Source organism: Hymenobacter crusticola (genome assembly GCF_002154225.1).
GTDB lineage: Bacteria > Bacteroidota > Bacteroidia > Cytophagales > Hymenobacteraceae > Hymenobacter > Hymenobacter crusticola.
In genome coordinates, this window is sequence record NZ_MTSE01000031.1 from 22,361 (window position 1) to 41,527 (window position 19,167).

Genomic DNA, 19,167 nt, shown 5'->3' on the forward strand with positions numbered 1-19,167 from the left:
CCTTAGAGAGGAGAAAGCAGAATGCGCTGGTGCTGGCGTTCTACTTTGATGTTGAACGAGGCATGCAGGGCCTGGCAAAGCAGGTCGACATCCCCCACGGGCACGGTACCCGTAATGGTTTGCTTGCTCAAAGCAGAATCCAGCACCACCACATCTAGCCCGTAAGTGTCGCGTAGTTGCGTAGCTAGCTCAGAAATAGGGGTATCATCGAGCACTAGCTTATTAGCCGTCCAAGCCGTGTAGCTCGGGGCTTTCACGGCTTTGTGCACCACCTGTTTAGGATGAGCATCGGCAGTTTGCAGCAGCTCACCAGGCTTCAGAATAACGTCGGGTCGATTGTGGTCGTGAAAGTCAACCCGCACTTTCCCCGAGAGCAGCACGACGCGCTCCTGCGCGTGGCGCCGGTACACCGTAAACTTGGTTCCAAGCACTTCCACGTTGAAATTACCGGAAGTATGCACGCGGAAGCGTTGGTGATTCGGCAGGTGCTTCACGGAGAAATAGGCCTCCCCATCGAGCCACACTTCCCGGGGCGTGTTGGAGTTCCACACAGCAGCATGACGCAGCGTCGAGTTAGCATTCAGTGTGACGGTGGAGCCGTCTGGCAGCTGTACTTGGCGCGTCTGCCTGTAGGTAGTCATCACTTCGGCAAACGTTTGTGGCAAGGGCGATGCAAAATGCTTGGCTTGCCAGAACCAAGCTCCTCCCAAGAGTAGCCCGAAGAGCAACACAGCGGCTACCGCCCATTGGGGCCACCAGATTCGCCGGGTTTTTGTTTCTATTTTGACTGGCTCTTCCAGACCAAGCTGCGCAAGCAGTTCCTGTTGAATTGCTTCAAAGCCGGGCATTTCGACCGGGGCGCCCTCCTCCTGTTCGAGGATCTGTACGTACCGGTTCATCCACTCTTGGGCTAGGAAGGTATTGGCTGGGTCTTCCAGCCACATGCGGACGGCACGATGTTCTTGCGGCGAGGACTGCTGCCGGGCATAACGAAGAAAAGCATCGAAAGTCACGAGGTTTGCCATAGAACACGGGGTATGCCATAGAAATAGAAGTAAAACACCCCTTCAACTACAAACGACGCCTAGGCTGGCTTCTACCCTATGTCTAGCTCAGAAAAAATTCTTACTCAAAGCTTTAAGCTGGCTAACCATAGATACAATGTATTGATTATTAGCAATTTATTGTTCGCTAATAAAAGAACACTATTTTTTTACTGCCTTGGTTTTTACAGCATCATAGCGAAATACAAGGTGCAGTAAACTTAGCTAGCAGGTTGTTCTATCATGAAACTGTATCCTAGCCTAAGTTCTGCGGATTAGAGGCTAAAATGCGCTTAATAATGACCTGATTACCTTAGGTAAAACAGAAGTAGAGGCATGAGAGTACAGGAATGTGAAGGCAAGCTACCTCAGGTACATTAGTAAGACAGCGCCTATTAATCTTTTGGCAGCCTACGCGTTGTCTTTGTCAATCTTTCCCTTATTTACCTACTGCGGTGAAGCTTACCAAGAATGCTTCAGAAAACCCCATTTCGCCTTCTGCAGAGGACGACCGGCACCTGTTTAAGTTGCTTTTCAAGCAGCACGCTTCTGGTATCTATCGTATGGCGAATAACCTGCTGCGCTCCCGTGTCGAAGCACAGGAGGTCGTTCAGGAGTGCTTCTTAAAGTATTGGGAAAAGCGCCATACAATCAGCGCTGATCCGGCGACCATCAGAGGCTACCTATATACCTCTGCCTATCACGCAGTCTTACTCCAAGTGCGTCGTCAACGCCGATGGGTTTATCAGGACTACCCCGAAGATCTTATTGTTGAACAAGAACCGCAAACGATTGCGTTAGAGCACCAAGAGCTAACTGTATTGTACACGCATGCCTTGGCTCAATTGCCTACGAAACGGCGCTTGGTCTTCGCCATGAGTCGGCAGCAAGGGTTATCGAATGCGATGATTGCGCAGGAACTCAATATCTCGGTGAAGATGGTAGAGGCTCAGATTACCCAAGCGCTTAAGTTTTTGCGTACCTACTTTCGGGCACACGGTATTGTGCTCACCCTTGTATTGCTCTTATTAGAAGGATAAGCAAGCCACTGTCCACATACTTGAATTGTTTTTGGTAGCAAGCAGGTCACTATAAAGCGTCAAGAGGGTGTCTGATGCTAAAAGAGGTTGACCATATTTTCGAAGGAACGAAGCCTTGATGTTCATCTGAATGTTTGGGTTCTTGAACTGGCTGGGTATTCAACGCCGCATGGTTTATTAAATGGCAGGATTGAAGATCTCTTGAAAGGTTACTGGTTCAAAAAAAGGAGGGTTTTAAAACGAGTAATGAGGTAAATTCCGCTTGGTAGGGCACGCCGGATTTGACGATGGCAAAAGCTTGCTTGAGCAGCTTGTTGCAGACAGCAATCATGAGGTGGTCTAGCTATGCCGCACAGAGTTGGGACGTGGTTTGAAAGTGGATTTCGAAGTGATTGGGGGCTTGGTAGCCGAGGGCGGAATGGCGACGTTCGGCGTTGTAGTAAGCTATATAGTGACTGATTTCCAGACGCGCTTCCGTCAGGTTGGCAAAGCTGCCACCGTCGAGCAGTTCGGTTTTCAGGCGGCTCCAAAACGATTCGGCGTGGGCGTTGTCGTAACAATTGCTCCGTCGACTCATGCTTTGTACCGCTTCGTGGCGCTCGGCCTTGAAGGTGTCATCGTATTTACGCCGTTTATCCGGCGTGGACTTGCTGCTTTTTACACTCATGACTCAGGAAAGATACGTCCTGTTTCTATGCGCCGAGATTAGACCACCTCATTCTTGATAAGGCGGATATACGTGCTAGACTACTCACAAATGGTAGAGAGGTGCTGCGTCGCTACCTTTTTGCTCAAGTGCTGCCGAGTGGCTTGGCCGGTAAAGCCCCCGTTTGCCTCAGAAACCCCGCTCCGAGAAAACGGCCACTACCCTGCTGGCCGTTGCACCCATGCTGACGGCCCTGTATTGACTGCGCGAAGTGTCCACCCCGCCTAACGTCCGGCACAACTAGTGCAGATAGGGCGCAAGCACGGTCCGTAGACGGGCCAGCAGGGCGCGTCGCCGTAGCTCGTCAAGCGAGAGAGTCGGCAGTTGCTCAATATTCTTGGCAATGCGGGGGGTGTCATTATGCACTACTTTCAGCCGCCAGGGCGAGTGATATACCGGTTTCAAGAGAGTATCAACAAGCCTTGAAGGGGGATACCTGCCTGGTATACGATCTTCCCAGGGAATGCACAGGAGACGCTGAAAAAGGGCATCCAATTGGCGTCGTACTTTCGGGGAGCTCAAGGCCACTACAGCATATTCGCTTAAGCGAGGGTGCTCCAGGCTAAGAGCTTGATGCAGAATAAACTCCTTGAGGAAGTAACCTTCTGGGGTCTGGAACAGGTACACACGAGACCGCTCAGGGTCCTGGCTCTTAGTACGAGGAACATCAAAGTGCAGGCGTTGCACAATGTCAGACCGAACCGCCCGATAAAGCGTGCTTTCGTAACGCGACGCGTTGTCTGGCGGATTTTGGGCCCTGCTTTGGACGATCTCAAGACTACAGAAAAAACCTAACAGCAAGATGATTCTATACATTATTTACTTACTTCCTTTAAATATTTTTCTGAAAAATTTTCATAATCCTGTTTTGTCGCAATTGGATTTCCAAACGCAGCTTGTTCAAATCCATATTCTATTTCAATCATCACTGGTTTACCGTTTTCATGATAAGCAGGATACCGCTGTAGATATCCCGCAGGATCTGTTGCAGCCGCTTTGATAAATGCATTCAACTGATAGGTAATTCCTCCCCATCTATCACCCGGTACAGAATTCTTATCAGAACCGTCAATTGTTTCACCAACCCGAAATGTATTATCTCCACCATGCACATACTCATGTAATACAGAAACCACCATTTCAGCAGGCGTTAGTCTAGGATCCATTCCTACTGTGAATCGCCCCGTAGCAGAATTTGATGTCATTCCGACAGTGCCATCTTTATGTGTTTTCGTTTGAATTATTGGGACTTTTCCGTTCTCTGTCCAAGGGTTATTCCATTCTTTCTGATCTTTTTCATCAAGGCCGCTAAACGCAATAAAGGCGTCTTTTGCATCTGTATTATTATCGAGAATTTTTTTGGCGCTTGCTATTGCGTTATTCAATTCTTGCCTATGAACTTCTTTTCAGGCTTCAATTGCTGCTATTTCTTCTTGTGAGAGCGATACTGATATTTCGTAGTTACCGGTTGGATCAATCACATTGACTGGATTATTACCCGCATAGCGATAAGGGGTCAGAGACGGAGTTATGTACGAGGCAGCATCTACAGCATTCCATCTTCCAATGGTAGGGGCAGAGAGGCAGGCTTCATAATCAGTCCAGTTTAGGCCTAGCTCCGTCTGTTTCTCCTTGCCATTAAATTCATACTGGTTTAACAGCTTTAAGTGCTCGTTGCGCTCGATTCCTGTGGCTGTTGCAGAACTCCTCGACGAACGCCCTAGTCGTAGGTTTATCGGGAGGAGTCATCCAGAAAAGTGTCGGAAACCGTGTTTTGCGAGGCGGAAGCTCACTCCTACTGCGTGCGAAACGCAAGACCCAGACTTCTGCAACAGCCACGAGCGTTTGCAGAACGTTATAAAGGCAACCGTCGTGCTGGCACCGATTACTGAGCAACGTTTAAGCTATTTACAAGCTGCAAAGGGTCGTTTGCAACACGTAAAAGGGCTTACACTTACCATTTTGTTTTACCTCACAATCGATTTCTCAACAAGCTCTTAGACAGGAAAAAATGATGGGCAAAAAGTTTATGCCGTTTCCAGTTTTGAAAACCGGGAGGCTGCTATTGAGACAACTCAGACGAAGCGATGACCATGACATACTGGCTTTGCGTTCGAACGACAATGTGAATAGATATCTGGACCGGCAACCGAGCAAATCAATTGATGACGCGAGGAACTTCATTCACACCATTAACGAAAACGTCCAACGCGACGATGCCCTTTATTGGGCCATTACGTTGAACGGTGCTGACAACGTCATTGGAACGGTCTGCTTATTTAACTTTTCGGAAAACGCTTTAAAAGCAGAAATTGGGTATGAATTACTACCTGACTTTCAGGGAAAAGGGTTGATGCAAGAAGCGCTTTCAACCGTAATTCACTTTGGTTTTCACCAGGTTGGACTACATGTAATAGAAGCCTATACCCGTTTCGAAAACCAACGTTCTACAAGCGTTTTGGAGAAATTACATTTTAGGGGGGACAGTGCTGCCGACAGAAACTTCACACTGTTCAAACTGACACCTAATGGCTGAAAGAAAGAAGAACTGACTGCCAATACTGTCTTAGTAAGGCCCTGTGGGTCAACGCTACCCCCTGCCTCTACTGCCTACTGTAATTTCCCCACATGCGCTATGCGGACCCTGCTTTCCGTAAAGGCCCGGCAGTTGGCTGACACCAGGTGCCAGCAGGCGGCTATAGGGCCAGGGGAGTTTAAAGAAATTCGTCTCTAAATCAACGTTTACAAAACATTCCGAAAGGACGAGTTTCGTAAACGCCTAAATGGGAGCATAGTCCCCGCCAAAGTACCACGCTGGCAACGGCAGTCAGCCGGCCCAAAACCGTCACTTTCCCAAGATGTCGGTTATAAGCAATGTTATCCTATGTTCGCCTACCAGCCGTAACTTAAGGCTATTGAGAAGGAAAAGGGAGGAGTAAGATCCCAATGTTATGGAGCCGGCGAGCTCGTTTTACATGACAATCCCCTCCCTTTTCTGGGGCCACTTTGGACCGTTCCATGAAGCCAGTGAGCTTGTGTTAGGATAGTAAAAGACGCTCTAGAAGTCCTTCTTACCCTTCCATTCTCTTCTTTCTCATCGCAAGGTATGAATCCGCAACTTCGTCTTTCTGTGGTTGGCATTGATGTGAGCAAAGCCTCGCTGGCCGTCTGTTACTTGCGCCAGGAGCAGGTACAGCACCTGGAAGTCAGCAACAGCAAAACCGGCTTTCAGCAACTGGTCAAAGCTTGTGGCGCTCATTGCCTGTTCGTCATGGAAGCCACCGGCAGCTACTACTTAGCCTTAGCCTATCACCTGCACGAGCAAGGTGGGCAAGTAGCGGTGCTGAACCCACTGGTCATCAAGCGCTTCATTCAGATGCATCTGAGCAAGGGCAAGAGCGACCGCAAAGACGCCCAGTGGCTGCTGCGCTATGGCCAGCAACAAGCCGTCAAGCTCTGGCAGCCCGATGAAAACGTGCTGGTGGAGTGCCGACAGCTCGAGCAAGTCACCGAGCAGCTGCTCAAGCAGAAAACCATGGTCAGCAACTCCTTAGAGGCCCTGCAGCAACAGCCTATCATTAGTAAGCAGGCCTTGAAACGGCTGCAGCAAACGCTGAACGTACTCACCCAGCAAGTACAAGCCGGCGAAGCCGAATTGCTGACTTTGCTCGAACAGCGCTTTGCTTCGGAGATGACGCTGCTGTGCTCGATCCCGGGGATCGGCCGCAAGACGGCCGGCATGCTGCTCTTGTTTGCCGGCGGCTTCACCCGCCTAGATAACTACCGCCAGTTGATTGCCATGGCGGGCCTCTCGCCCCGAGAACACAGCTCCGGCACCAGCATTCGCGGCAAGGTGCGCATCACCAAGATGGGTGGCAGACTGATCCGCGGCAAACTCTTCATGTGCAGCTTTGCCGCTAAAAAATGTAATGCGGCCTGCCAAGCCCTTTATAACCGGCTGGTGGCCAAAGGCAAGAATGGCAAAGTAGCCCTGATTGCCGTTTGTAATAAACTGCTCAAGCAAGCCTTTGCGATCATCAAATCCGGGGTGCCGTATCAAGCCAATTTCACCTCAAAACTTGCCCTTAATCCTTGACTTTTAACACCGTTCATGTTTATCAGCTTTTTCCAGAAAGTAGCTGCTCGGAGAGTAGGCTCCGTTCTGGCTTTTATCTAGTTTAAGCGCTTCTTAGAAAAGCAAGCTGCCTAGCTGAATTGGAAAACCTGGGGCAATCAGGAACTTGTTATCGCATCGCATCATGGGGAGCCCTCACCGAACCGTAGAAGCCATCGTGGAAATTGATCTAGCCGACGGTCATTATGCGTATGGCCGGATCTTGGCAAACGCTGATTTCGGCTTCTACGACTTATACACGACGGAGCGCGTTCAAGATCTAGAGCAGATCATCACGCGGCCGCTCCTATTTATTGTCGCAGTTAATACTGGAGCGGTTAACGCTGGTCGGTGGGTGAAAATAGGCAAGCGGCCATTGCCCGCTGCCTTACAGCAGTTACCGCTGAAGTTCATTCAAGATCCGCTGGCGCTGGATAAGTTTGAGCTCTACGAGCCACTCACTGGCCGCATCACGCCCGCCCTGAAAGAACAGTGTGCTGGGCTCGAACGCTGTGCTGTCTGGGATCCAAGCCACGTCGAAGAACGCCTGCGTGACCACTATGCGGGACGGCCCAACCGATACCGTGCGCAAGATGTAGCCCTATTTGACTAAAGCTAGGCTAACAGAACAGCGGGTTCGTCACGCCTACTAGTAAACATAATTTTAGTGGCTGTTGCAAAAGTCGCTACGCCCGTTGGTTGGCTTAGGAAACAGGACGTTTTTCGCTAGGTAGTCGCCCGAAAGAGGCTGTTTAAGGAGGACCTTTTGCTCACTGCTCTACTTTTGCAACAGCCACTTTACTTATCGGACAGGCCGTTCTACTGCCTCATTCCTATTTTTTGCTCTGTTGAAGAGTTACAATAAGCTTTCAAACTCGCTACAAGGCACACCCGTTAGTAACCAGTAATACGTGTCGAAAGGAATTTTTCCTTGACGCTCTACTAAGCATGAAGCTGTGATGCTGATAGGATCACTTCTGAACTTACCCTCAATAATCATCCATGGTTGATAATACACTTGGCCGAAATGGTATCGTTCTAGCTTCCACTCGAAGCCTTTTTCTTCAATGAGGAATTTAGTCATTGCTAAGCCAAAACAGCTAGTTAACTCATCTTTCACTTCGAGTGCAACGGACCTTTTTCGGACGTAGGGCTTTAACTTTTCATAGCCCTCCATACAGGCGCGTACACTTTTAAAAGGAGCCTGAACGCCTACTTTGTCGACCAAGGGCTGCACGTAGAATGTTGAGTCTTGCAGAAAGTCAGCCATTTGGTTGACATAGGAATGAAGCCAAATTTTCACGGTCATAGCTAATAGAACGCTAGATCAGTTACTGGTAGTCTTGAAGTAATTAATGGTTCTGCATCGAAATGAAGTAGCGCCCATTAGCGTGGGCGCATTATACAAAGTAAGCTGGCCTATCAAATACCTTCGCGATAGGATTTTATCATACACCACTTTCAAGCTTGCATAAGAGAGCTTCTTGAAAAAGTTGCTTAACATATTGTTTGTTATACGAAAATTCTTGGTAAAGTAGTAGATTCAGTTCTGTGCTATCCCTTCTCCTGCGTTGAACTTTTCTTCGTTCCTCTCGCAGGGTGTGCTTTACACGGCCAATCGCAACTCATCTATCGCTCACTTCACGCTTTGCCTTAATGCTGTCTTTTCTCGCCCTGCTGCTTGACGAACTTTCCCCTATCACGGCATTCATCGATCTCTTAAAGATGGTAGGCATAGCCGCCCTGTACTGGCTCACCTGGCGTCTGCTCTTCCGGAAGGGTATTAGCGCTGATCTACGCTTGTTGGGAATCGGCCTTGCCTGCGTGTTGGCAATTATTGGTTTCTCTACCTGGCCACAGAAGTACTCTTGGCAAAAGCATGCCTTTACGGATTATATCTTGGTGCTTTTGCTGTGTATTCCGCTACTAGCTGCGGCCGTTAGACTCGCTTACCGCACTGCCTACAACCGACGTTCATAAACACAACAGTCAAGCGTATAACGTTTTCTGAACGTTGGTGGCTGTTGCAGAACTCCCAATAGTGAATCGGATGAATAGCACCAACGAGTGGAACAGGCTAAAAAGCCTGTTTATAGCAGCTATTTTCCGTAAACGAGGGGTCAAACATAGCTTATCCGGAATACAAATAGGGTTCTGCAACAGCCACGTTGGACTGGAAAAGGTTATAAAAGGTCTTCCCGTGTACCAATAAGCCCCCGATGAAACAAAGGAGCCCTCACACTCCCCTGCGCGGGGAGAGCATCGTGGCCGCTTTAACGCAGCTCGGCTACTTCCAGTTTGCCGCGGTGGAGCATCTAGATGTCCTGCAGCAGGAAATGGCCACCTCGTACGACACGGCACGGGTGCTGACGAGTCTTTATGAGGAAGCCACGAACGCACCGTACTGCTTCCGCCTGTACGATTGCGATGGCGAAGACTTGTTCGAAGTAGGCGGGCTGGTGGACCAACTCGCGGCGATCCAACCGACGTTCGATCAGCTGGGCGTGCCGCTCACCTGGTCCGATGATCACTGGTCGCTGGACCAGCAGCGGCATACGATTGTCCTCAACGGCAAGCCATACACAGCGTTTGAGGGCGATCTCAACTCCCCTAGGAGTTGGGCTTTGGCTACGAAGCTCTTTGTGGAGATGGTGAACGACCAATTAGCACTCCATCGTTCCTCGGAGCGGGTGTACCCGTTGCTCGGAGGGAATGACGGATGCCTGGTCTTTTTGACGCCACCGCTCTACGAGCTCATTCGCCACCACTTTGATGCGGACGAAGGACCCAAAGAGATCGGGTTGTGGTGGCAGGAATTGGGATAACGTGGACCACCAGCTAAAGGCAAGTTGGCAGCTTCTGCGCACCTGATAGTATGGTGCTTCGCTCGACTCATATACAATCAGCTCCTTGTCGAATCGCACGATGCAGTGATTCGACAAGGAGCTGGATTTGGTATTACATCGCTAAGAAGTGTACTGGAGGGCGGCTTGGACATTTTGTAAAGGGAGCCCGTAAAGTGTCCAGGACAACAACCCTTTTTAACCCGCTTCTTACCAACGGTCCCCTACCAACTGTACCAAGTGTTCTCTCGTCCGTTGCGCATCAAACGTGACTTGCTTGCCTCGTACTACACGCATTACGGTGCAGTTAGGAGCTCATTGCGGTAGAGGGCAGAGGCTTGTGCGCCCGTGGTGCTAAGTATGCCATTCGTAACACATCTTCTGATTCTTGCTTTGTAAAATGGTCAAGCCTGTAAACCGGCCTGTACCCCACCTAAACTAGGAAGAGCCTTTACTCCAAACAGCTGGCTTGCTGGGTAAAGAAAGTGCTCGCGGTTTGTTTCTCGTGCAGCGGAAATTACTCCAAAATAACCTGCTTAGTGAACAGATGGGTGCCCGCTTGGCCTTGTAGGATGTACACGCCAGCAGCGAGTCCGGTGGCGTCAAACTCAATTGCTGTCTGGCTTGCTGGCACCCGCAAGACCTGGGTGCGCACAGCTTGACCTACCGTGTTTCGCAAGGTCAAAGTAAGCGTAGTTACATTTAGTGGGGGAAGTACGAAGCAGAAGTGCTGGTGTGCTGGGTTTGGGTAAAGTGTAATATCAGCTGCGAGAGTAGCACTCTGCGTGGCTGTAGGAAGGCTACCAGGATTTAAGCTGATACTAACCTTTCCATCCGTGTAGTTAGCCATAAGCACATCCAGATCCGTGTCGCCATCCAGGTCGGCTAAGGTAATGCCAGAAGGATTCTGCCCCGTCGTCAAGGACGAGGTGCCACTAAACTGCCCCTGCCCATTATTTACTCGAATAGAGATGGAGAAGGCATCCCCATTAGCAGCGAGCAGATCGAGGTCTGAGTCGCCATCAATGTCCCCTACGGCGATGAAGCGGGGAAAATTTCCAACGCTTACTACTGTGCCGTTGGTAAATCCACCTGAGCCGGTGCCAAGTAACACTTGTATCCGGGAATCAAAGAATCCAACCAAGGCATCCTGGACACCATCCCCATTGACATCCGCCATGCGCAGGCATTGTGGCCGACCAGCCAAGGCTAGCAGGTAATTACCACTAAATACGCCAGCACCATTGTTTAACCGGACAGAAAAAGAATTGGGATTTTGATTCACCGTAATAAGGTCTAAGTCGCCATCGCCATCTACGTCGGCAACAGCTAGCCAGCCCGGATTGATTAAAGGGGCTTGCGTCGTGCTTACGTTCACCTCTCCGCTGTTTAGGAACCCCCCTACTTGGTTGTTGAGGCGTATGGACACCGTGTTATCGCTCGTATTAGTAGCTAGCAAATCCGTATAGCCATCGGCATTAACATCAGCGGCGATCAAAGACAAGGCGCCGTGACCTACGAGCACATTGGCTCCTTGCGTAAAGGAGGTACCTGCGCCGTTATTCAGCCGGACGTCAATCTGGTGATAATCATCACTAATTGTAAACAGGTCCAAGTCCCCATCGTTATCGGCATCTGCTACCGCCAGAGCAGAAGCATTGCGTCCTATAAATACGGTGGTGGTGCCGCTAAACGTAGCCTTTCCATCATTAAAGCGAATAGAGAGAGAGCTCGCGCCAGCATTGGATCCCGCAGAAGCGTAGTTCAGCGTCACGATATCCAAGTCGCCATCCCCGTCCATATCGGCTGCAGCTGTCTCTAATGGGTTATCGACTACGCTGGCTGCTACCGTTAAGGGAGGAAAAGCGCCCGAGCCGCTACCCGCCGCCGTTGTAAACTGGAAGACCTGTCCCGTACCGAGAGAGCGGCCGCTAAGATTCTGCACGGCCGTCGTCAGGGTAGCCGTTAGCGTTTCCCCTGGTTTGAAAGGAACAGTAGGCGTGAACGTCAGGGTATTTCCACTAGCGGTTACACTGCCGGCTTTATGACCACCGGCGCGCTGGCTGAGTACATGAAGCGCGCCAAGTGAAGCTGCCGCGGGGCTAATGAGTTGGTTGAAAGTGACACTTACGGGGCTCAAGCGCGCCGCATTGCGTTGATTACGGGTAGGCAGAACAGCACTAACAGTAAACGCGCCCGTGACTATGTACGGTTGTGAACTAGTTGCGGTGCCTCCAGGTGTAATAACTGCAAGAAGGCCGCTGGTAGCAGACGGTGGCACTGTTGCCGTCAACTGAGTGGCTGAAAGCACAGTGAAGGCAGCGGATACGCCGTTAAAGGTTACCGCCGTTACATTCGTAAAGCCGGTTCCCGAGAGGGTCACTAACGTACCTGGTAGACCTTCCGCGGGTGTAAAACTTAGCAGCACAGGCGCCGCGGGCTGATTCAGGCGCACACTCACGGTATTACCAGTAGAGTTGCCTGTATTAGCCGTTACGAAGTCGAGATCGCCGTCATTGTCGAGGTCCCCGGTTGCTAAACTAAGAGCCCCTGTACGGGTAAATGTATTGGTGTCTACCTCTGGATCAGAGCCTCCACCGAATTGCCCCCGCCCATCATTAAGACGAACACTCACCTTGTTGGTACTGTAACTAGTAGTGAGCAGATCCAGGTCTCCATCGCTATCGACATCCGCTGTTACCACATCACTCGGAGCGAGTCCTACTACGGAATCCGAGCCGCGGCTGAAAGTACCTTGACCATCATTTAGGCACACCGATACGGTATTTCCATTTCCTGTGCTGCCCTGATTGGCCGTGAGTAAGTCCAGGTCGCCATCCGCGTCCACATCAGCAGCCGTGACATTGTAAGGGGCAGAGCCAACGGGTACGTTGACGGAACCGCTGAAAGCACCCGTGCCGTCATTGAGTCGCACGGCGACACTATTGCTACTCGCAACAGAGGCGAGTAGGTCTAAGTCCCCATCGTTATCTACATCCGCTGTGGTAATACCGATGGGGCCGGTGCCCACCATCAGGGTTTGGCCATCCGTAAAGCGCCCGGAACCATTGTTGAAACGTACAATAACGGAGTTGCCATAGGTGGCGGTCAACAGATCTAGATCCCCATCCCCATCCACATCGCCGAGCGTAATTCCATGCGGCGATATGCCCGTGCCGGAGCTTACGCTTGGTCCAATATTAAAATTAAAGGTACCCCTGCCATTATTGAAGAGCAGGCCCGTTTGAAAGCCGTTTGCTATTATTATATCAATATCGCCGTCGCCGTCCAAGTCACCCGTAGTTAAAAACAGCGGACCACTGTACGTGTTGCTAAAAGCATAAATGGGTGCCGCATAGCCAAAGGTGCCATTCCCATTGTTTGGTAGCACACTTACTGTACTTCCGGCCGCACCGAAATTAGAAGAAACTAGGTCCAAGTCCCCATCACCGTCCACATCGGCGGTGGCTACAGCATACGGCGTATCATACACAATGGGATCCGAACCCGGTCGGAAATTTGCGCGTCCGCTCCCCCCAACCGCCGTCGTGAATTGAAAGACATGGCCAGTAGCGCCTGTGTTCCCTAGGTTGCGAATACGAGAAGGTACGCTCACCTGCACGACCTCTCCTGGGTAAAAATTTGTGCTTGACGTACCTGTTGTGGCCGCGAAGCGGAGGGTACTACCTTGCGTTGTAACCGTACCTGCCTTCTGGCCACCTACTTGACGGGAAAAGACGGGTAAAGTTGTGGCCGTTGCTGCCGAGATAGGCTCAGAAAAGTTAATCTGAACGGCCGAGCCGTCGCGCACTACGTTCAACGCATTTGTGGTAGGCGTTGTACTAGTAACTTTCAACTGGACCGTAAACGCGGTACTATTCCTGCTCCCGTAGCGCGTGGTTACTACAGTTGGCTGAGAAGCCGTGGCACCAGTCGGCACCACGAAAGTAAGACTGGTGGCCGTGTTAGAAGTGACCGGCACTGGCAACCCACCCACTAATAAGGTGGCATTGCTTAGCGCTTGTCCGGTGAGGGTGACAGTTTCGCCAGCAACAGCACGACTAGGAGTGAATTGAGTAATCGTGGGGGGCGGCGGCTGGTTCAGGCACACGCTCACGGTGCTGGTACCTGCGTTTGCCGTCAGCAGATCAAGATCCCCGTCACCATCTACGTCCCCTAAGATCAGTGCAATAGGCGTGCGGCCTACGATCGCTGAAAAGCCATTCGTAAATACCCCCGAATTAGAACCAGTCGCATCCCCTCCATTAAGCCGCACCTGTACTTGATTAGTAGTAGCCGTACCCCCACTCGCGCTACCATCCGCTGCAATCAGGTCTAAGTCCCCGTCCGCATCGACGTCGGCCAGGGCCACGGTGCTAAGACTAGCGCCAACCGCTACCTCTTGGCTGCCGGTGAAGTACCCAGTGCTTCTATTTTTCAGGCGTACACTCACCGTGCCGCTCTCCGCGTTAGCGGTGAGTAGGTCCAGCGCACCATCGCCATTCACATCCCCCACCGCTAAATCAACCGGTTGGGCTCCCACAAACACGGTTTGTCCGTTGCGAAACGTGCCGCTGTTGGTGCCGGTGGCGTCTCCACCATTCAGACGTACTGTAACAATACCGATGTTAGTGACAAACAGGTCGAGGTCGCCATCGTTATCTACGTCGCCGAGCGCGAGGCTAGTGGGAGAACTGCCGAAAGACAGGTCCTGGCTGCCACTGAACACACCGGTCGCTGAGCCCGTGTCATCACCCCCATTGAGCCGGACACTGACGGTCCCACTGGTACGGTTAAGCGTGAGCAGGTCTAGGTCGCCATCGCCATCCACGTCGCCTGTAGCCAGTGCGGAAGGATTCAGGCCTACGCTAACCTCCTGGTTGCCAGTAAAAAATCCGGTAGCTGAGCCTGTGGCATCCCCCCCGTTTAGGCGCACACTGACCGTGCCAGCGGTTGTATTTGCTGCGAGCAAATCCAAATCGCCATCATTATCCACGTCCGCCAACGCCACGGTGGTGGGGCTGAGCCCCACCGCGACGGTTTGATTGCCGCTGAAGGTTCCCGTATTGGAGCCTGTGGCATCCCCCCCATTCAGATGCACTAAGATCTTATTGGTGCTGCGACTGCTTACGAGCAGGTCCACATCACCATCGCCATCCACGTCGCCTATGGCAATGCCTGCCGGTTGACCGGGGATACTCAAGGAAGCGCCAGCCAGAAAGTTTCCCCGACCCGTTCCACCCACGGCAGTGGTGAACTGATACACCTGGGGGGCAGCAAGCACAGCGGTAATTCCCTGTACCGTACGCGATACCGAGACGGATATAGGTTCACCCGGAAGAAAATCGGAAGCGGGGTCAACAGTGAGCATCGTCCCACTAGTGGTAATGGTACCCGCTTTGCGCCCGCCAGCGCGACGGGAGTGTAGTGTCACGGCCGAGACACTCGTCGCCTGCAGATCCTGGGAGAAGGTTAGTTTTACATTAATAGCAACAGCAGCAGTGTTCGTGTTCGCAGCAGGTTCTCGGTTGAGAACGGTCAGCGTCTGTGCCTGTGTTAAGGAAGTGCTACTAGCTACCAGCAGGAAAAAGAGAGGCCACAGTGGAGCCGACACAGCTTTAGTCAAAGATTGCACAAGCGTAATAAGGTAGAGGTAAACTAAACGGGGATAAAATAAGTAGGTGCCTTTCGCTCAGGTAGTGGAGATCGCACAACAGCACTACCCTGACACGGGCATCACACCAAAGCCGTAGATCATTATCTCTGGTATTATGTCACCCTGTCCAAAAGCAAGCCGGAACCTGTATCCTTAACAGGATCGCTAACACTTCTAAAAGCTACTGAACCCAAATGCGCCGCAACAAAGGCGTTTGACCAGTCACCTCCATGCGCAGCAGATAGCTGCCAGCTGGCAGCTGCGCGACTGGTAGAGTTACTTCTGCTGATGGTGTCATCGGCACCGAGACGGGATGCACCAGCACCACGCGCCCTAGGGCATCTATCAGCGAGAGCGTTGCCGACGACGCGTTCGGCAAAGGCGGCAGCACCACGTGCAAGCTAGAGGAGGCCGGTACCGGGAAAACCGATACCAAACGAGCCCACCGAGGCTCTGTACTTTTCAGGGGTAGCACAGCGGCCATCTTCAGTACCCAGAAGTTGACAAAGCCATAGTTGTACTGCGTTTTATCACCCAACGCGGGCAGCCCACTCGAGGTACTGCTGCCTGCTACCAAGCAACTACCATCGGCCAGTAAGGTGACGGCATTCAGCATATCAATGCTTTCCCCGCCGTAGCGCCGCTCCCACTCTAGGGAACCCTGCTCATCCACGCGCAGTAGCCAATAGTCACAATAGCCCCAGTTCGGTTGTGCTTTGTCTCCGCCACTGCCCGACCAGGAACTGCCGCCGAGTAGAAAGCCGCCTGCTACAGGTTGAATGGCTGCTAGGTTTTCTTCCAGGTCACCACCAAAGCGCCGGTCCCAGTCCACCGTGCCAGCCACGTTGACTTTCACCACCCACATATCCTTCCCACCCCGGCTAGCTTGGGATTTCTCCCCTCCTGCCTCAGAAGTGGACGTACCGCCTAAAATAAAGCCGCCATCCGGGGTTAGTTGCATGGAGGATAGCACATCATTGCCAGGACCACCGTAGGTGCGGTCCCATTCCTTGATGCCAAACTGGTTTACCTTCACCACCCAGTAATCCTGACCACCCCGACTGGGCTGCGTTTTATCCATACCCGTGGTCGAAGCGGATGTGCCGGCTAACAGGAAGCCGTGATCGGCGGTGCGCCGGATCACGCGCAGCTCGTCGTGCTGGGCTCCGCCGTAGTGCACATCCCACTGCCGTTTACCCTCGGCCGTGATCTTAACTAGATAGAAATCATAATTTCCAGTGCCATTGTCGTTTGTTTCGCCAGCCAGCAGATAGCCGCCATCGTCGGTTTCGACCAAGTCATGCAACTGATCACTGCTGAAGGTGCCTAGGGTTTTGTCCCAGACCTTGATGCCGGTACTGGTGGTCTTCACTACCCAGAAATCATCGGTCCCCCAGTTGTTCTCACTCTTGTCACCACTGCTATATTGCGAGTAAGAGGTACCACCCAGTAAGTAACCCCCGTCAGTGGTCGGGCGTACCACCGCCAACCGGTCTTCGCCCGAGCCGCCGAAGCGTTGATCCCACTGCTGAACGCCTTGTGCCGAAAGTTTAATCAGCCAGTAATCCCGTGCTCCTTCCGCGGTTTGCGAGTGGGTACCGGAGATACCTGACACCGAGCTACCGCCTACCAGGCAGCCGCCATCGGCTGTCGGGACAAGAGAGGCAGGCTCATCTTGGCTGTTACCGCTACCGCCATAGGTATGATCCCAGAGCCGAGTGAGAGGTAGCTGCTGAGCAATGGCGGGTGTGCTTTGCCCGACTACCGTAGCCAGAAGTAAGACGTTGCTCCAACGTGAAAGAAAAACATATAGACCAGCCGAAGTAAGACGCCCTTTAGGAGTAACTAGAAAGAGCAAAGAAATCAATAGAAGCATATCAGAAGCGTCCCAACAGGGCAGATAGTAGCAACATTGTAGGGGGTAGGCCTTTCCTCGCTGCGATAACAGCGCCACATAAGCGAATTCTTTTCCACACGTTCTGTCCTATTTTCAGCACCGTAGAGGAGATCGTGCGTTGAGCAGAGAAACAGGGTCGCACAGCCGCTTCACATACTAGAAAAGATCGGCATAGATGTGCTTGGTACGCACCTAACAACCAGAGATAATAGATAGCTCAGCAAAAATATTGTCCTAGAGGAGATATTCAACAACAAACCCGATAGTTACGAATTAATCATGTAATAATTATAGTGGCATGGTACCACTGTTGAAGGGTCCTCCCCTTTGGCATCCTACGCTAACAAATAGAATATTTTCTAAAGGGTTGTTGTAGAACGTAGCCTACTGCTTCACGTGGACCATGCTGGGCGTGCTTTTACTCGGCAAGCGGCATGCCTAAACAGGTTGTGTAATTCTAGGAACATTACTACACAGGCTGAAGTATATTTGGGCACTCGGTCACCAAAACCTGTTTCTCGATGCCCTACGTGGCTTACTACCGCGTCTCCACCCAAAAGCAAGGCGAATCGGGTTTAGGCTTGGAAGCGCATCAAGCCGCCGTGCGGGCCTAGGTGCCGGATCCGGCCGCGATCGTGGCCACCTTCCAGGAAGTAGAGTCGGGCAAGCATAACCAGCGCCCGGAGTTGGCTGAAGCCATGGCCGAGTGCCGGCGCCTAGGCGCCACGCTGCTAGTCGCCAAGCTCGATCGCATGAGCCGGGATGCCGCTTACATCCTGCGCCTGGATGTACCGTTTGTGGCCGCTGACATGCCCGAGCTCAACACCCTAACCAAAGGCATCTTTGCCAGCTTAGTTCAGCATGAACGCGAGCTCATTAGTAAGCGTACCCAGGAGGCGTTGGTAGCCAAGAAAGCCCGTGGTGAGCAACTCGGGACTCCCCTGAACCTGCGTGCGGCCGGCAGAGCCCACGGGCGGGCGCAACAGCAAGCCAACGCGCGCACGCACCAAGCCAACGTGCAGGCCCAGCATCTGATCCACTTACTGCGAGAGAAAGGCCTCAGCTTACGGCAAATCGCCCAGGCCTTGAATGAAAAAGGCTACCGTACCCGGCGCGGGTGCGCTTTCACCGGCAAAGGCGTGCAATTGCTACTACAGCGAGCANNNAGCGAGCAGTATACACTTTCTCTAAAGAAAGCGAGCAAGAGGTCTCCCGGGAGAAAGCTTAGAGAATCCCGAGTCAAAGCTTAGGTAAACACAGCCGTCCGTACGCCTAGCGAAAAATAGTAGGAGAAGCTAATACCAGCCGAGCGTCTGCTTGCGTTAGCGCCTTATTATCTATTTTATGTGTTTATGGCTATTGTACTACCCAATTATTGGTGGGGAATACTCCTGCTTGCCTTTTCCAGCGGCTGCACAGATCAGATGAGCGCCGACTTGCCGCCTCCTGCTCCAACGCTGGTCGTGAATTCGATTCTTACGCCCGATAGTGCCTTCCAGGTGCAGGTGAGTCGCGTGTCCCGTGCGACGGACTCTGCTTCTCGCCTGCTCTCCTCCGCCCGCGTGCAGCTACTTACCCCAGGTCAGGGCACTCAACCNTCCAGGTGCAGGTGAGTCGCATGTCCCGTGCGACGGACTCTGCTTCTCGCCTGCTCTCCTCCGCCCGCGTGCAGCTACTTACCCCAGGTCAGGGCACTCAACCGTTGCGGTCACTTGGCCAAGGCTTGTATGCTACCACGACTAAACCGACGCCTGGGCAATCGTATACGCTGCAAGTCAACGCGGAAGGCTACCCTGGCGTGCGGGCCACCGATACCATCCCGGCGCTGGTTCCCATTCGGGAGGCCTGGTATTCGTTTCCCACGGGAA

At 52.1% G+C, this 19,167-nt stretch carries 16 protein-coding genes; 8 read left to right on the forward strand and 8 right to left on the reverse strand.

Annotation, left to right across the window (positions count from 1 at the left end):
* Positions 1–2: 2 nt before the first annotated feature.
* The gene (locus BXP70_RS26080; protein WP_086597069.1) at positions 3–1,025 is read right to left on the reverse strand and encodes a FecR family protein; all 1,023 of its coding nucleotides are present in this window, start codon (positions 1,023–1,025) and stop codon (positions 3–5) included.
* A 473-nt stretch (positions 1,026–1,498) separates the two neighbouring features.
* Between BXP70_RS26080 and BXP70_RS26085 the strand changes: the two genes are divergently transcribed.
* A complete protein-coding gene (locus BXP70_RS26085) occupies positions 1,499–2,083 on the forward strand; it encodes a sigma-70 family RNA polymerase sigma factor (protein ID WP_086597070.1) in 585 nt (194 codons plus the stop codon).
* A 343-nt stretch (positions 2,084–2,426) separates the two neighbouring features.
* On the opposite strand, the gene BXP70_RS26090 is transcribed toward BXP70_RS26085, so the two are convergent.
* The 4 genes from BXP70_RS26090 to BXP70_RS31150 form a co-directional block, all read right to left on the reverse strand.
* The gene (locus BXP70_RS26090) at positions 2,427–2,750 is read right to left on the reverse strand and encodes an integrase core domain-containing protein (RefSeq protein WP_086597071.1); all 324 of its coding nucleotides are present in this window, start codon (positions 2,748–2,750) and stop codon (positions 2,427–2,429) included.
* 279 nt (positions 2,751–3,029) lie between these two features.
* Positions 3,030–3,194, reverse strand: a complete 165-nt coding sequence (locus BXP70_RS30075) for a hypothetical protein (RefSeq protein WP_179197850.1) — start codon at positions 3,192–3,194, stop codon at positions 3,030–3,032.
* 410 nt (positions 3,195–3,604) lie between these two features.
* Positions 3,605–4,174 (reverse strand): hypothetical protein, encoded by a 570-nt coding sequence (locus BXP70_RS26100; protein ID WP_086597073.1) that lies wholly within the window; start codon positions 4,172–4,174, stop codon positions 3,605–3,607.
* Positions 4,175–4,195: 21 nt separating this feature from the next.
* Positions 4,196–4,525: an RHS repeat-associated core domain-containing protein gene (locus BXP70_RS31150; protein WP_086597084.1), complete on the reverse strand. Its 330-nt coding sequence runs from the start codon at positions 4,523–4,525 to the stop codon at positions 4,196–4,198.
* Positions 4,526–4,800: 275 nt separating this feature from the next.
* Here BXP70_RS31150 and BXP70_RS26110 point away from each other — a divergent pair, with 275 nt between their 5' ends.
* The 3 genes from BXP70_RS26110 to BXP70_RS26120 all read left to right on the forward strand — a co-directional run bounded on the left by BXP70_RS26110 (position 4,801) and on the right by BXP70_RS26120 (position 7,516).
* Entirely contained in the window at positions 4,801–5,325 is a 525-nt protein-coding gene (locus tag BXP70_RS26110; RefSeq protein WP_086597074.1) for a GNAT family N-acetyltransferase, read from the forward strand.
* Between the two features lie 570 nt (positions 5,326–5,895).
* Positions 5,896–6,885 carry an IS110 family RNA-guided transposase gene (locus tag BXP70_RS26115; protein ID WP_086597075.1) on the forward strand — a complete coding sequence of 330 codons (990 nt, stop codon included), beginning with the start codon at positions 5,896–5,898 and terminating at the stop codon, positions 6,883–6,885.
* Between the two features lie 163 nt (positions 6,886–7,048).
* Positions 7,049–7,516 (forward strand): immunity 26/phosphotriesterase HocA family protein, encoded by a 468-nt coding sequence (locus tag BXP70_RS26120; protein ID WP_086597076.1) that lies wholly within the window; start codon positions 7,049–7,051, stop codon positions 7,514–7,516.
* 243 nt (positions 7,517–7,759) lie between these two features.
* On the opposite strand, the gene BXP70_RS26125 is transcribed toward BXP70_RS26120, so the two are convergent.
* Positions 7,760–8,173, reverse strand: coding sequence for a hypothetical protein (locus BXP70_RS26125; RefSeq protein ID WP_143436698.1), 414 nt, complete (start codon positions 8,171–8,173; stop codon positions 7,760–7,762).
* A 386-nt stretch (positions 8,174–8,559) separates the two neighbouring features.
* Here BXP70_RS26125 and BXP70_RS26130 point away from each other — a divergent pair, with 386 nt between their 5' ends.
* Together BXP70_RS26130 and BXP70_RS26135 are read left to right on the forward strand one after the other, a co-directional pair.
* A complete protein-coding gene (locus BXP70_RS26130; protein WP_086597078.1) occupies positions 8,560–8,883 on the forward strand; it encodes a hypothetical protein in 324 nt (107 codons plus the stop codon).
* Positions 8,884–9,167: 284 nt separating this feature from the next.
* Positions 9,168–9,728 carry a hypothetical protein gene (locus BXP70_RS26135; RefSeq protein WP_218779872.1) on the forward strand — a complete coding sequence of 187 codons (561 nt, stop codon included), beginning with the start codon at positions 9,168–9,170 and terminating at the stop codon, positions 9,726–9,728.
* Between the two features lie 535 nt (positions 9,729–10,263).
* Here BXP70_RS26135 and BXP70_RS26140 read toward each other — a convergent pair.
* The gene (locus tag BXP70_RS26140; RefSeq protein WP_086597080.1) at positions 10,264–15,381 is read right to left on the reverse strand and encodes a beta strand repeat-containing protein; all 5,118 of its coding nucleotides are present in this window, start codon (positions 15,379–15,381) and stop codon (positions 10,264–10,266) included.
* A gap of 202 nt (positions 15,382–15,583) precedes the next feature.
* Positions 15,584–17,260, reverse strand: a complete 1,677-nt coding sequence (locus BXP70_RS26145) for a T9SS type A sorting domain-containing protein (protein ID WP_143436699.1) — start codon at positions 17,258–17,260, stop codon at positions 15,584–15,586.
* A 674-nt stretch (positions 17,261–17,934) separates the two neighbouring features.
* On the opposite strand from BXP70_RS26145, the gene BXP70_RS26150 reads away from it, so the two are divergent.
* Both BXP70_RS26150 and BXP70_RS26160 read left to right on the forward strand, forming a co-directional pair.
* Positions 17,935–18,549, forward strand: a complete 615-nt coding sequence (locus BXP70_RS26150; RefSeq protein WP_245849757.1) for a recombinase family protein — start codon at positions 17,935–17,937, stop codon at positions 18,547–18,549.
* A 368-nt stretch (positions 18,550–18,917) separates the two neighbouring features.
* Positions 18,918–19,167: DUF4249 family protein (locus BXP70_RS26160; RefSeq protein WP_143436700.1), on the forward strand; the 250-nt coding region annotated here is incomplete at its 3' end.